The organism is Sulfitobacter sp. G21635-S1, from assembly GCF_027213915.1.
Taxonomy (GTDB): Bacteria; Pseudomonadota; Alphaproteobacteria; order Rhodobacterales; family Rhodobacteraceae; genus Sulfitobacter.
The window spans coordinates 359,145-371,912 of the sequence record NZ_JAPWGV010000002.1 but is presented as its reverse complement, the minus strand read 5'-3'; the positions used below and the strand labels follow the sequence as shown (position 1 = coordinate 371,912).

15 protein-coding genes and 1 tRNA gene are annotated in these 12,768 nt (G+C 61.2%); 10 read left to right on the top strand and 6 right to left on the bottom strand.

The genetic code is table 11. The features are described 5' to 3' along the window. Window positions 1-99 precede the first annotated feature (99 nt). The 3 genes from cobB to O4H53_RS04015 form a co-directional block, all read right to left on the bottom strand. Window positions 100-804: a Sir2 family NAD+-dependent deacetylase gene (gene cobB, locus O4H53_RS04025; protein ID WP_269361582.1), complete on the bottom strand. Its 705-nt coding sequence runs from the start codon at window positions 802-804 to the stop codon at window positions 100-102. Next, on the bottom strand, window positions 801-1,775 hold the full coding sequence (locus O4H53_RS04020; protein WP_114276010.1) for a LysR family transcriptional regulator: 975 nt from the start codon (window positions 1,773-1,775) through the stop codon (window positions 801-803). The genes cobB and O4H53_RS04020 overlap by 4 nt, the downstream gene beginning before the upstream one ends. A 442-nt stretch (window positions 1,776-2,217) precedes the next feature. Next, on the bottom strand, window positions 2,218-2,391 hold the full coding sequence (locus tag O4H53_RS04015; RefSeq protein WP_269361581.1) for a hypothetical protein: 174 nt from the start codon (window positions 2,389-2,391) through the stop codon (window positions 2,218-2,220). 241 nt (window positions 2,392-2,632) lie between these two features. Here O4H53_RS04015 and O4H53_RS04010 point away from each other — a divergent pair, with 241 nt between their 5' ends. The 6 genes from O4H53_RS04010 to O4H53_RS03985 all read left to right on the top strand — a co-directional run bounded on the left by O4H53_RS04010 (window position 2,633) and on the right by O4H53_RS03985 (window position 5,908). Further along, entirely contained in the window at window positions 2,633-3,508 is an 876-nt protein-coding gene (locus O4H53_RS04010) for a carbon-nitrogen hydrolase family protein (protein WP_269361580.1), read from the top strand. Window positions 3,509-3,587: 79 nt separating this feature from the next. Next, window positions 3,588-3,806, top strand: a complete 219-nt coding sequence (gene infA / locus O4H53_RS04005; protein WP_005978431.1) for a translation initiation factor IF-1 — start codon at window positions 3,588-3,590, stop codon at window positions 3,804-3,806. Between the two features lie 114 nt (window positions 3,807-3,920). Then, window positions 3,921-4,535, top strand: a complete 615-nt coding sequence (locus tag O4H53_RS04000) for a Maf family protein (RefSeq protein WP_269361579.1) — start codon at window positions 3,921-3,923, stop codon at window positions 4,533-4,535. Further along, window positions 4,532-5,551 carry a ribonuclease E/G gene (locus O4H53_RS03995; RefSeq protein WP_269361578.1) on the top strand — a complete coding sequence of 340 codons (1,020 nt, stop codon included), beginning with the start codon at window positions 4,532-4,534 and terminating at the stop codon, window positions 5,549-5,551. The genes O4H53_RS04000 and O4H53_RS03995 overlap by 4 nt, the downstream gene beginning before the upstream one ends. Further along, window positions 5,551-5,742 carry a DNA gyrase inhibitor YacG gene (locus O4H53_RS03990; protein WP_269361577.1) on the top strand — a complete coding sequence of 64 codons (192 nt, stop codon included), beginning with the start codon at window positions 5,551-5,553 and terminating at the stop codon, window positions 5,740-5,742. The genes O4H53_RS03995 and O4H53_RS03990 overlap by 1 nt, the downstream gene beginning before the upstream one ends. 91 nt (window positions 5,743-5,833) lie before the next feature. Beyond that, a tRNA-Phe gene (locus tag O4H53_RS03985) sits at window positions 5,834-5,908 on the top strand. A 31-nt stretch (window positions 5,909-5,939) separates the two neighbouring features. On the opposite strand, the gene O4H53_RS03980 is transcribed toward O4H53_RS03985, so the two are convergent. From O4H53_RS03980 to O4H53_RS03970, 3 genes are all read right to left on the bottom strand, one after another. Beyond that, window positions 5,940-7,052 (bottom strand): tyrosine-type recombinase/integrase, encoded by a 1,113-nt coding sequence (locus tag O4H53_RS03980; protein ID WP_269361576.1) that lies wholly within the window; start codon window positions 7,050-7,052, stop codon window positions 5,940-5,942. Window positions 7,053-7,121: 69 nt separating this feature from the next. Further along, on the bottom strand, window positions 7,122-7,289 hold the full coding sequence (locus tag O4H53_RS03975) for a hypothetical protein (RefSeq protein WP_269361575.1): 168 nt from the start codon (window positions 7,287-7,289) through the stop codon (window positions 7,122-7,124). Window positions 7,290-7,304: 15 nt separating this feature from the next. Further along, entirely contained in the window at window positions 7,305-7,511 is a 207-nt protein-coding gene (locus O4H53_RS03970) for a hypothetical protein (protein WP_269361574.1), read from the bottom strand. 136 nt (window positions 7,512-7,647) lie between these two features. Here O4H53_RS03970 and O4H53_RS03965 point away from each other — a divergent pair, with 136 nt between their 5' ends. From O4H53_RS03965 to O4H53_RS03950, 4 genes are read left to right on the top strand one after another with little or no spacing between them, the layout of a single operon-like run. Then, a complete protein-coding gene (locus tag O4H53_RS03965) occupies window positions 7,648-8,070 on the top strand; it encodes a helix-turn-helix domain-containing protein (protein ID WP_331284218.1) in 423 nt (140 codons plus the stop codon). 3 nt (window positions 8,071-8,073) lie between these two features. After that, window positions 8,074-8,388, top strand: coding sequence for a hypothetical protein (locus O4H53_RS03960; protein ID WP_269361573.1), 315 nt, complete (start codon window positions 8,074-8,076; stop codon window positions 8,386-8,388). Between the two features lie 17 nt (window positions 8,389-8,405). Next, complete coding sequence (locus tag O4H53_RS03955) at window positions 8,406-11,573, top strand: site-specific DNA-methyltransferase (RefSeq protein WP_269361572.1); 3,168 nt, start codon at window positions 8,406-8,408, stop codon at window positions 11,571-11,573. Window positions 11,574-11,575: 2 nt separating this feature from the next. Next, window positions 11,576-12,766, top strand: a complete 1,191-nt coding sequence (locus tag O4H53_RS03950; RefSeq protein ID WP_269361571.1) for an AAA family ATPase — start codon at window positions 11,576-11,578, stop codon at window positions 12,764-12,766. The last annotated feature ends 2 nt before the right edge of the window (window positions 12,767-12,768 follow it).

Below are 12,768 nucleotides of genomic sequence, written 5' to 3'. Positions count from 1 at the left end.
TTCCGGGCCTTGGGCTAACTGATCGGGGGCAGCGTCCTCTGCGCCGCGCACCGCACCCCATGTCGCCCCGGGGCCTGCAGGCCCGCTCCCACCCGCGCTCTAGCCGCGCAGGAAGGCTTCGACCCAATCTGTCACGGTCTGTGACGCGGGGCCGGTGCGGTGTTCTTCGAACTGGTTCCCGACCATGGAAGGTTCGAGGTTGAATTCGATCGTATGGGCCCCTGCGCGGCGGGCCTCGGCGACGAAACCTGCCGCCGGGTAGACATTGCCGGAGGTGCCGATGGCGATGAAGATTTCCGCCTCGCTCAGGTGCTGGAACAGCGCGTCCATGTCATAGGGCATTTCCCCGAACCAGACGATGTCGGGCCGCGCGGCGGGCGCGCCGCAGGCGGGGCAGGGATCGCCCGGGGCCATCACCATCGGCGCGGGCCAGCGGTGATCGCAGGCGGCGCAGAGCGCGCTTTTCAGCTCGCCATGCATATGCATCACCCGCTGCGATCCGCCGCGTTCATGCAGGTCATCGACGTTCTGGGTGATCACGATCACCTCGCCCTCGTGTTCGGCCTCCAGCCGGGCGAGGGCGCGGTGCGCGGCATTGGGTTCCACCTGCGGCAACTGCGCGCGGCGGGCATTGTAGAAATCGACCACCAGCCTGGGATTGCGGGCAAAACCTTCGGGCGTGGCCACGTCCTCCACCCGATGCTGCGCCCAGAGCCCGTCATCGGCGCGGAAGGTCTCGATCCCGCTTTCGGCGGAAATGCCGGCACCGGTCAGGATCACGATCTTGCTGCGGGAATGGATCATGGGTTCTGGTCCTCGATCAGGTGGAAACTCTCGGCCAGCCAGGGCAGCTGTGCGGTGACCGGACCGATCATATGGGTCTGCATCAGGCGGCGCATGGTTGCGGATATATCGCGCGGGACCGGGTCGGACCAGTCCGCCCCGGCAAAAAGGGTGATCTGCCGCGCGGCATCCGGCAGCGGCAGGGGCATCGGTTGCAGGGCCTCGTGGAAGCGCGCGGCGCGCATATAGCCCAGGGGCGTGGTGATCGCCCAGCCAATGCCGCGCGCCACCATGGCCATCAGCGCCAGATGGCTGCCGATCTCGAACCGGGTCGGCAGCGTCAGCCCGGCCCGCGCGATATGCCCGCCGATCTGTTGCGCGATCAGCTGCTCGACCGCGTAATGCAGCAGCGGCAGCGGCCCGGTGCCCGCCAGCAGGCTGTCGGGCGTCTGGTCCAGCCCGGCCGGTGCCACGATGATGAAGGGGTCGCGCGCCAGCGGATATTCGGTGACCCCTTCGGGCGGTTCGGCGGGTCTGGCCCCGATGGCCATGTGCAGCGCCCGCGCCTGCATCGCGGCGGCCAGTTCAAGACTGCCGTCGGTGATCATGCGGAACCGGCAGCCGGTGAGGCTGTCGGCGAGGATGGTGGCAAGGCGCGGGGTCAGGTCATTGTCGAAATCGTCGATGATGCCCAGGCTCAGCTCCTTGAGGTGGGCAAGGTCCATCACCGTGACCTCGCTTTGCGCCAGCCTGAGTTCCGACAGGGCCACCCCGGCATGGCGCAGAAACAATTCCCCCGCCGGGGTCAGCCGCATGGGGCGGCGTGAATGGTCGATCAGATCGGCCCCGACCGCCTGTTCCAGATTGCGCATCTGCTGGCTGACCGCGGGCTGGCTGAGCCCGGTCGCCATGGCCGCCTGTGCCACCGACCCGGCCTGTGCCAGCGCTTCGAAGACTTCGATTCCACGCAGGGTGACGCCCTTTTTCAACATATGCTTGGCCCCTTGTTTCGTGTTTCTTGAAAGCATCCGCTGCCGGGGTCAAGGTTTTATGACGTTTTTGCGAAGACCTCATAAGAAAAGCGGAATATAGCGGCATTCGGGCCTGACGAGAGGCTGGCGCATTGATGGGCCGGGGCGCGGTATGGGGCAGTCCGGCGGCCGGGTCCGGTCGCCGTCGAACGGTCATGCCAAGGCCCGGAACAAGCCGCAGGCGCCGGGCCATCGCCTGCCCGCCGCTCGGGTAGGCGATATAGTTAGGCTTGGTGTTCCCTCGATGGGGTTCATCACGGTTGTGAAATAAAGTGGCATGAACATAGGTCAGTATCGCCCACCCCGGGCAGGCGCTGGCCCGGCTTGCGCTTTGTGTCCATGGACCGGGGGGCAAAGCGGACCATCCCGGCGATGCGCGGCGGCCTGCGGCCTTGAATCCGCGCTAGAGGAACTTGGAGAGGGCACTTTCCGGATCTTCGCCGACAGCCGCGCGAAAGACTTGTAAGCGGACAAAGCCGCCGTCGATCAGGCATGCCAAGGTCCGGAACAAGCCGCAGGCGCCGGGCCAGCGCCTGCCCGCCGGTCGCACCAAAGGTGCGCCCTTGATCGTCGGCATGCCTTTGGCATGACGGGTAGGCGATATAGTTAGGCTTGGTGTTCCCATGATAGGGCTCATCACGGTTGAGAAATAAAGTGGCATGAACCAAGGTCAGTATCGCCCACCCCGGGCAGGCGCTGGCCCGGCTTGTGCTTTGTGTCCATGGACCGGCATGTAGCGCAAAGCGCTTCGGGGTCCTCCTGCGCCACTTGCAGCTTTTCCACGCACCCCCCATGGTGCGCCCGAGAAGGAGACCGAGATGAAGATTGCCACCGCCGCCTATCCGCTCGATGTGCTGACATCCTGGGCGCAATACGAGGACAAGATTTCGCATTGGGTGGCAGAGGCCGCCGGGCAGGGGGCCGACCTGCTGGTCTTCCCCGAATATGCCGCGATGGAACTGGCCACCCTGGCGGGCCCGGAGGTGGCGGGCGATCTGGAGGCATCGCTGTTCGCCGTGTCCGACCGGCTGCCGGAGGCCGATGCCCTGCATGTGAAACTGGCCCGCGCGCATGGGGTGCATATCGTTGCCGCCTCTGCCCCCGCGGCGACGCGGACCCGGCCGGTCAACCGCGCGCGGCTGATCACGCCCACCGGACAGATCGGCGTGCAGGACAAGCAGATCATGACCCGTTTCGAGGGCGAAATCTGGGACGTTATCCCGGGCAACAAGCTTCAGGTATTCGACACCGCCCTGGGCAAGATCGGCATATTGATCTGTTATGACAGCGAATTTCCCCTGCTGGGCCGGGCGCTGACGGAATGTGACATCATCTGCGTGCCCTCGGTCACCGAAACCCTGGCGGGCTATTGGCGGGTGCGGATCGGCGCGATGGCCCGGGCGCTGGAGAACCAGTGCATCACCGCCATGTCCAGCGTTGTGGGGGAGGCTGACTGGTCCGAGGCGCTGGGCACCAGCTTTGGCGCGGGCGGCATCTTTGCCCCGCCGGACACCGGATTCCCACCCACCGGTGTCATGGCCGAGGGCGCGCTGAACGCCCCCGGCTGGACCTGCGCCGAGGTCGACCTGGCCCAGGTTGCCCATGTCAGGCGCGATGGCGTCGTGCTCAACCGCAGCCATTGGCAGGGGCAATCGGGACGCGACGGCGCGGCGATAGCTGTGAGATTGCGTTGAATACCCCTTGAAAATTGGCCGCAATAGGCTCATTTAGCAGCGTGCCCCGCATTTGGGGCAGGTAAACCAAGGAGAGACCATGGCCAAGGAAGATACGCTCGAATTTCCCGGTGTCGTGAAGGAACTCCTGCCTAACGCGACGTTTCGGGTCGAGCTTGAAAATGGCCATGAGATCATCGCGCATACGGCAGGCAAGATGCGCAAGAACCGCATCCGGGTTCTGGCAGGCGACAAGGTACAGGTCGAGATGACCCCCTATGATCTGACCAAAGGTCGGATCAATTACCGGTTCAAATGACCCGTAGGGTGCGCATTCATTGCGCACCTTCCTCGGGTTCCTTCTTTTCGCAACAGACGTCTTTTCAAAACAGACGTTTGGCGCTCGGTGCGGGCGCGGGATGGTGCGCAGTGAATGCGCACCCTACGGCAGGTGGTTTTGACTGACAGACCGACTTTGATACTCGGATCGGGATCGCCCCGGCGGCTGGAGCTTCTGGCCCAGATCGGCGTGGTCCCCGATGACGTGCGCTCTCCCGACATCGACGAAACCCCCGGGAAGGCCGAACTGCCGCGCCCCTATTGCGCCCGCATGGCGCGGGAAAAGGCGGCGGCCGTCCCCTGCGCAGCCGATGACATCGTGCTCTGCGCCGATACCACCGTGGCGCTGGGCCGGCGCATCCTGGGCAAGCCCGGGGATGCGGCCGAGGCCGAAGCCTTTCTGCGGATGATGTCGGGGCGCCGCCACAAGGTGATCACCGCCGTCGCCGTGAAACGGGGCGACCGGCTGTGGCAGCGTGACGTGCAAAGCATCGTGCGCATGAAATCCCTGTCTGACGCAGAAATCGCCAGCTACCTTGCCAGCGGGGACTGGCAGGGCAAGGCGGGCGGCTATGGCATCCAGGGGCCTGCCGGCGCCCTGATCCCATGGATCAGCGGCTCCTTTACCGGTATCGTGGGCCTGCCCCTGGCCGAAACCGCGAACCTGCTGATCGCAGCGGGCTATCCATTGCTGAAAGGGACCTCATGAAGGGCCGCACCATCATTCTGGACCACCTGGGCGACCGCGAGGCCGCCGCCCTGATGGTGGACGGCAAGCTGGACGATCTGCTGATCGACAGCGACGCCCCCCGCCCCGGCACCGTCTACCGCGCCATCGCGGACCGGCCGGTGAAAGGGCAGGGCGGCATGTTCCTGAAAACCCCCGACGGCTCTGCCTTTCTGCGCCAGATCAAGGGGCTGGCCCCCGGTCAGCCGATCCTGGTGCAGGTCACCGGCTTTGCCGAGCCGGGCAAGGCGATCCCGGTCACTGCCAAGATCCTGTTCAAGAGCCGCTATGCCATTGTCACGCCGGAGGCCCCGGGGCTGAACATCTCGCGCAGCATCAAGGACGAGGCGCTGCGCGACCGCCTGCTTGAGGTGGCCCATGACAGCGCCGGGGACAGCGGCTTTGGCCTGATCCTGCGCTCCTCCTGCGCCGCTGCGGATGACGATGATATCGCCGAGGACATCACCGCCATGCTCGACCTTGCCGAGCGGGTGATGGAGGACGGCGGAACCGGGATGGAGGTGCTGAGCGAAGGCGACGGCCCCCATGTGCTGGCCTGGCGCGACTGGACCACCCCGGCGGAGGTGGTGACGGAGCCGGGCGGTTTCGAGGACCACGGCGTGATGGATGAGGTCGAGGCCGCACGCGGCCCGCAGGTGGGTCTGGGCGGTGGCGCCTCGATCTATGTGGAGCCGACCCGCGCGCTGGTGGCGGTGGATGTGAACACCGGCAGCGACGCCTCGCTTGCCGCCGGGGTCAAGGCCAACATGGCCTGCGCGCGCCTGCTGCCCCGCGCACTGCGGGTGCGGGGCCTGGGCGGCCAGATCACCCTGGACCTGGCCCCGATGCCGAAAAAGGACCGCCGCGCCTTTGAATCCGCCCTGCGCGCGGCCTTCCGGGGGGATGACGTGGAAACGGCGCTTGTGGGCTGGACCCCGCTTGGCCATTTCGAACTGCAGCGCAAGCGCATGCGGGCGGCCCTGTCGGAGGTGCTGTGATGTCCTGTCCGATGTGCGGCAAGCCCGTGATCAAGGCCTATCGCCCCTTCTGCTCGCGCCGCTGCGCCGACCTGGACCTGGCGAAATGGTTCAACGGCAGCTATGCGGCCCCCTCCACCGACCCCGAAGACATCGAAGCCGCCATCGAGGCCGCCGAAGCCGCGGCGGACACGCCATCAAAGCCACACTGAAAGCCCTTTGGTTTCAGCGGCAAAAAGAGGCTGGACACCCCGCCCCAGAGGTCCTAGAACCCGCTCACCCGACCACATCGTGGTGACCCGTGCCCGGGTAGCTCAGGGGTAGAGCAGTGGATTGAAAATCCTCGTGTCGGTGGTTCGATTCCGCCCCCGGGCACCACTTAACAAGCTGATATGATTGTGTTTTCTGCTCATGACTGATCCTCGTTTCGGTCAGGTTTGACGCTTCTCTGCGAAGGTTTGACACTTTTGGCCCGCCTTCGGTTCTCTTCTTCCAGTGTCGCCATGGTCTCGCGGTTCTTGTCGGCAAGGTTCGCAGAGCGCGAATAGTGCCGCGCCATGGACGGAGTTTTCTGCCCCAGAAGGTCCGCGTTGCGGCGTTCATCGAGGCCCGCCTCGCGCAAAGTCGTGGCGACCGTGTGCCGCAAACCCTTGAGGGTTAGGCCTTTTTCGATAAGGCCTTCATTCTCAAGGGCGGTCTTGAAGCGGTGCCAAACAGTCGAACAGCCGTTATATGTCCATGCCTCACCGCGCGAATTGGAAAGCACAGTCTCGGCATCGTGGTTAGGCATGCGGTTAAGCGCGGCCTGAAGGGTCGGGCTGACCGGAATCGCAACCTCTTCGGCTGTCTTGCCACGCACGCCCCAGATCGTGCCGTCATCCACCTGATCATTCCGCAATCGTAAGGCGTCGGACGGGTCTAGGCCGGTGTTCATCATCAGGGCAAGGGCCACGCGCACATGGGGCTTCGCCTTGCCCAAGACGGTGTCACGCTCCTCGATGGTCCAGGGGCGGTTGGCATATGCACGGTCGCGTGGGCGTCTCTTGGGAATGACGTCTTTGGCGAAGTTGGCGGAGATGAGCCCCTTCGGGATATTGTAGCGAAACACCTCGCTGAGAAGAGTGCGGACCATATTTGCCCGCCGCCAACCAATCTTCTTTGCGGCCTTGTCATGGATACCCGCGATTAGCGGTGTGTCGATAACGTGGATCGGCATATCGCGGATCGGCTCAAGGAAATCGGCACATTTGCGGTAGTCGCGCCGGGTGGCTTCGGCGAGGTTCTGATAGTGTTCGGTTTCAAAGTAAGACTGGATCAACCCGCCAAGCGTTCCGGCCTTTGGGGCTTTCGCCCGCTGAGCCTCAGCGATGGCGCGGATCGTCTCACACTCGGCAAAGAATTCGGCAGTGCCGATGGGCGCGTGGGCAAGGTCAACTTTGTGGCCGGTCTCACGGTGATAACAGCGTGGCTTCCCGTGCCGGTCCTTGAAAATCTTGAACCCTTTGACCCGCACCTGTGTCATCAAAGGCGGTCCAGAATGGCGTCGCGGGTGTCGGTCGCGGCCCCGGACTTCACATCATCAATCCAGAGATCAAGGTCGCGGCGATCCCAAAGCAAAAATACCCTGCTTCAACTCAACGGGGCGCACGGGACAAGCCGCCTTGAAGTGCTTCACCGGCAGCCCGGCGTAGCTCGCGGCCTCAGACTGCTTCAGCATGCGCTTGTCGATCACGCTGATATTGAGATTGGTCGTCGCCATAACCAGACACCCCCGTCAATTCACCACCGAACCCTCGGCTCTTTTGACCTTGGTCGCGTTCTTCTGAAACCGCTCCCAGCCGCTCATGGTCAGCATTTTGGTTTTCGATGAAATCTCCACGAACTCCAGTTTGCCGGTGTTCATGAGCGCGCGAATTTGCGCAGGGCTGAGCCCAACGATCTCGCTGAGCTGTTTAGGTGAAAGCAGGCGTTCTTGTTCCAAAATGACCTCCTTCATTGGGTTTGCGCGGAATCGGTTGTTTTGGCGCGGCTGGCGTGGTCAGATAAGAAACAACCATCACTGTGCTATTTTTTGCATATTTGTTGAAAATAGCACGTCCGTCAATAGGAAGCCGCATTTGAGGCAAAATCCCACCGATTTGCTTGTTGGCATAGGAGCCAGACTTGCAATCACGCGCAATGAAATCGGACTGTCCCAATCGGACATGGCCAAGGAAATCGGCGTTTCGCTGCGAGCCTATCATAGCTATGAGAAGGGCGAGCGGGGGCTGCCGATTGAGGCCTTGGTCATGCTCGATGAGAAATTTGGAGCCGACGTGACCTGGATTCTTCTGGGCACGAAAGCTGCGCGCGTGCAGCACGATATCGACGCGCTGGAAGAATTCGAAACCTCTCTGGATCGCTTCCTGACAGACCAAGGCATTCGGATCAAAAGCGAGAAGCGCGGGGCCATCGTGGCGCGGTGGTATCGGTCTCTTATCGATGGGCCGGAGATCAAGATGGAAGACGTTCACACCTGGATCGAATTGTTGAGGGAGTAACAGATGCAAATCACTGACCTGCCACATTGGCAAAGACAGAAACGGGTTGTGATCGAGCGGATTCACAACGATCTCGTCCGCTATACGGACCCGATCTTTCACATCGTTCTGTTCGCCGCGGTTATCTATCTGCCGTGTTTCGCGTTGGTGATGGTTGGCGGCGCTGTTCCGGTTGGGGCGCTCGCGGCACTTCTCGGGGTCTCGACAATCGCGCTTGTCATCATGTCGCCAGCACTTGCGCTTGCCGCCGGACTCGAGGCCTACTTTCAACGCCAGATTGCAAAACTTCCCCGACCTTCGCTGCAAGACTCCAAGTAGGTTCAAAGGTTCATTTCATGACGTCCGATCTTTCCGATCTCATTCTCTCACTAACCCCCGAAGATGGCTCCTCCATCGGCAACGGGGCCATGATGGCCCTGCTGCGCGACCATATCCCGACTCTGTCCGACGAAGCCTATGCCGAAGCGCGGGATGCGTTGATTGACTATGGCACACTGGGCCGGGGCAAGGGGCGTGGCGGGTCGATCTATCGGGCGGATGTGGCTGATCTGGAGCTGACCGCGCCCGTGGCGAAGGAACCCAAGGCCAGCACCAGCACCCGCAAGAAGGCCAGCCGCAAGTCGGATGAACCGACCGAGGTGCTGTCGTATCGCCATGGCGAAACCCGCGTGAACAACCCCGAGGTGGGGATGGTGCATGCCGACACCGACCCGGATGGGGAGAAATCCACCTGGGCCTATGATCCGCATCTGGACCCTGTGCTAAATTTTGACAGCGCTCGGGGGGCGATTGAGACGCTGATCGATGACGCGCTGGCCAGCGACGATCCGGAGCGGATGAAGGACGCGCTGACGGAACTCAAACGCTTGCAGGCTCCTTACCTGAACTGGACGGGTAAGGCAGAGAAGACCTCGTTCGAGGTCGATACCGTCTCGCTTCATGTCCATGAACGGGTGGACCCGGCGACGATCCTGGCGAATGCGGCCAAGCGGCTCAAAGGGCAGGACGCAAGCGCGCAGTGGCGGCAGGCGGACCTGTTTGCGGCCCCGTTTGAAAACCTGCCGCTGCGCCAAGCGCTGGATTTCTACCACCACGAAAAGGGCTGGTCGAACCGGCTGGTGGCGGGGGACAGCCTGCTGGTGATGAACTCGCTGCTGACCAAGGAGAGCATGGGCGGCAAGGTGCAGATGATCTATATCGACCCGCCCTATGGCATCAAATACGGGTCGAATTTTCAGCCGTTCACCAACAAGCGCGACGTGAAGGACCGGTCAGACGCCGACCTGACGCAAGAGCCCGAGATGATCAAGGCGTTCCGGGACACATGGGAACTGGGCATCCATTCCTACCTCACCTATCTGCGCGACCGGTTGGTTCTGGCGCGGGAACTGCTGACCGAGAGTGGGTCGGTGTTTGTGCAAATTTCGGATGAGAATGTGCATCACGTTCGTGAGTTGATGGACGAAATATTCGGGCCAGAGCGCTTCGTTGCACAGATCAATTTCAAAGCCACAAGCCCGCTCGGCCAGAAAGGTATCGCGAAGGTTTACGACTACCTCATTTGGTATGCGAAAAACCCCGCGAATATGACCTTCAACAACGTCTTTGGGATGCGTGACATCTCCGACGACAAAGAGTGGCGCTTCGTTGCCCAAGGTCATCACTTTGAGAAAGTCTCTGAGGAACACTTTTCCGGTCTGCCGAACTGGGATCAAGTTTTCCGCAGGTCAAAACTGACTTCATCGGGATTTACGCCCAGTTGTATCTACGATTTCGATTTTCAGGGCCATCTCTGCAAACCGTTTGGCGGAAAAAGTTGGGGGACTACTCAAGAAGGAATGGTGCGGGCTTCCAAAGCTGGAAGGTTACTGCTGCTGGGATCGAGCCCATACATGAAGCAGTTCTATCGCGATTTTCCAGTTGTAAAACTTGAAAATTCCTGGACGGATCAGCCCGCAGCCGCTCAACGAACCTATGTCGTTCAGACTGCCGAAAAGTTCATCGAGCGCTGCTTGCTCATGACCACAAATCCCGGAGATTTGGTGCTTGATCCAACATGTGGCTCAGGAACCACCTCAGTACTCGCCGAAAAATGGGGGCGGCGCTGGATCACCTGCGACACCTCTCGTGTGGCGATCACGCTGGCCAAGCAGCGGCTGATGACCGCCAGTTTCGACTATTACGCCCTGCGCTATCCCCATGAGGGGCTGACCGGCGGGTTCGACTATGAAACCGTGCCGCATATCACGCTGAAATCAATCGCCAACAACCCCGACATCGACACGATCTATGACGAGGATCATCCCAAGATCGCGGCGGCGCTGGCCGATCTGAACGTCGCGCTCAAATCCGCGCCCCCGCTGCCGATCAAACCCACCCAGGGCTATCGCAAGGGCAAGCAGGTGTCGTTCCGCGATGGCGACGTGCTGGAGGAATGGGAGGTGCCCTTTGACCTGCCCGAGGGTTGGCCCGAGGGGGCCAAAGCCCCGTTCGAGGCATTCCATAAAGCCCGCCAGGCCATGCAGCGCCGCATGGACCAGTCCATCGCCGATCACGCGGATCAGGAAACGCTCTACGACAAGCCCCGGATCGACAAGAACAAGCTGCGCATCACCGGCCCGTTCAGCGTCGAGGCCGTGCCGGCGCCCACCGTGCTGTCACTGGACGAGAGCCTGCCAGCGGAAGAGGCTGACAGCACCGTCGCCCGCTCTGGCGAAACCTCGCGCCAGTCGCTCTGGCGCGATGAGCTGTTGAAAACCGGCGTCCGCGGCAAGGGTGGCAACATGATGCGCTTTGCCGAATTCGAGGTGATCCCCGGCACCCGCTTCCTGCATGCCAGCGGATCGGTCGCCGATACGGGCGAGCGTGTGGTGGTCAGCTTCGGCCCCGAACACGCCGCGTTGGAGCAGCGCCAGGTCGAAGAGGCCATGAACGAAGCCTACACGCTGATGCCCAAGCCGAAGTTCTTGCTGTTCTGCGCCTTCACCTTTGACCCGGAGGCCGCCAAGGACATCGACGAGATGAACGTGCCCGGCATGACCTTCCTCAAGGTGCAGATGAACACGGACCTGCTGACCGAGGATCTGAAAAAGGCACGATCCTCTAACCAGTCCTTCTGGCTGATGGGCCAGCCCGAGGTCGATGTGCGCAAGCGCGACGATGGGCTTTGGCAGGTCGAGGTGCATGGCTTTGACTATTTCAACCCCAAGACCGGCGAGATCGAGGGCGGCGGCACCAAACAGATCGCCATGTGGTCGTTGGATCAGGACTACGATCAACGGTCGCTCATGCCGCATCAGGTGTTCTTCCCGATGGCCGATGCCAAGGGCGGCTGGAACCGGCTGAAAAAGACGATCCGCGCGGAGTTGGACGAAGACCTGCTGGAGCAGTTTCACGGAACGGTGTCGCTGCCGTTCGAGGCCGGGGACAACAAGCGGATCGCGGTGAAGATCGTGGATGATCGCGGGATCGAATCCCTCAAAATCGTCGCGCTGGAGGGATAGAGATGCCGATCAAGAAAAGAAAGAAACGTGCTTCGATACGTCTCGAGAACGTCGGACCAATTAGCGAAGCAAAAGTGGACCTGGGCGACTTGACGGTCTTGGTCGGACCGCAGGCCAGCGGCAAGAGTGTGTTCTTACAGACGCTAAAGCTCGCGGCAGACCGAAACCATGTACTAGGCGTTTTTGAGCAGCAAAACGTTGTTTTCAACGGCGATCCCGCAGCTGTCATCAACGGCTTTTATGGGCGCGGTATGGCAGGCATGTTGAACAACAGCCCGCATGTGACGTGGGAAGGACAGCGCTACGAACTTCAGGCACTTACTAAGTTCAAGAAGCCTAAATCTTCGCAGATCGAAAGGCTTTTTTACATTCCAGCACAACGAGTTGTTAGCTTGCCCTCAGGGGTCTCTCAGACCTTTGGGAGCTTCAATTTCGGTGACCCTTATGTGCTTCGCTATTTCGCACATCAGGTTCACATTCTGCTTCAGAACGAATTCGGCTCGAACGCGCAACTGTTCCCTGCAAAAGGCCGGCTCAACGAAAGCCTCAAAGGGCCGATCGCAGAGAACCTCTTTGGCGGTGCGCAGTTAACGGTAGAGCCCAAGGATTTTACCAAGACCCTGACACTAGAAATTGAGGGCTTGTCTGACGGGCTCCCCTTCTTGGCTTGGTCGGCGGGTCAGAGGGAGTTCGTACCTCTTCTTTTGGGGCTCTATTGGCTCTGCCCGGCAGGCAAGGTTTCAAAGCGCGACAACATCGAATGGGTTGTCATCGAAGAGCCCGAGATGGGACTCCATCCAAGAGCGGTGTCTACATTCTTGCTCTTGGTCTTGGAGCTGTTGAAGCGCGGATACAAAGTGGTGATTTCCACACACTCCACTGTAGTGCTCGATTTGATTTGGGCGCTTCGGCAAGTTCAAGAATGTGGGGGAAAAGAGTCCGACGTGCGCGAGCTATTTGAACTGAATTCAAACCCCACAACCAAACAAATCGCAGAGAGTTCACTCGGCAAGGACTACCGTGTGTACTTCTTTGAGCGAGGCAAGGCGGCTCAAGACATTTCGTCTCTAGACCCTGGGTCAGAGGATGAGGCGATTGCAAACTGGGGTGACCTGAATGGGTTCGCTGGACGTTCGGCAGATGTTGTCGCGAAGGCAGTCACCAGGGCAAATGCTAGGGCGTCAAAGAAATGAGT

Coding starts and splice junctions, on each gene's coding strand:
- cobB (WP_269361582.1), bottom strand. CDS start 804: ATGATCCATTCCCGCAGCAAGATCGTGATCCTGACCGGTGCCGGCATT.
- O4H53_RS03955 (WP_269361572.1), top strand. CDS start 8,406: ATGACGTCCGATCTTTCCGATCTCATTCTCTCACTAACCCCCGAAGAT.
- O4H53_RS03975 (WP_269361575.1), bottom strand. CDS start 7,289: ATGGCGACGACCAATCTCAATATCAGCGTGATCGACAAGCGCATGCTG.
- infA (WP_005978431.1), top strand. CDS start 3,588: ATGGCCAAGGAAGATACGCTCGAATTTCCCGGTGTCGTGAAGGAACTC.
- O4H53_RS03990 (WP_269361577.1), top strand. CDS start 5,551: ATGTCCTGTCCGATGTGCGGCAAGCCCGTGATCAAGGCCTATCGCCCC.
- O4H53_RS03980 (WP_269361576.1), bottom strand. CDS start 7,052: ATGACACAGGTGCGGGTCAAAGGGTTCAAGATTTTCAAGGACCGGCAC.
- O4H53_RS04010 (WP_269361580.1), top strand. CDS start 2,633: ATGAAGATTGCCACCGCCGCCTATCCGCTCGATGTGCTGACATCCTGG.
- O4H53_RS04000 (WP_269361579.1), top strand. CDS start 3,921: ATGCGCACCCTACGGCAGGTGGTTTTGACTGACAGACCGACTTTGATA.
- O4H53_RS04020 (WP_114276010.1), bottom strand. CDS start 1,775: ATGTTGAAAAAGGGCGTCACCCTGCGTGGAATCGAAGTCTTCGAAGCG.
- O4H53_RS03960 (WP_269361573.1), top strand. CDS start 8,074: ATGCAAATCACTGACCTGCCACATTGGCAAAGACAGAAACGGGTTGTG.
- O4H53_RS04015 (WP_269361581.1), bottom strand. CDS start 2,391: ATGCCGACGATCAAGGGCGCACCTTTGGTGCGACCGGCGGGCAGGCGC.
- O4H53_RS03995 (WP_269361578.1), top strand. CDS start 4,532: ATGAAGGGCCGCACCATCATTCTGGACCACCTGGGCGACCGCGAGGCC.
- O4H53_RS03950 (WP_269361571.1), top strand. CDS start 11,576: ATGCCGATCAAGAAAAGAAAGAAACGTGCTTCGATACGTCTCGAGAAC.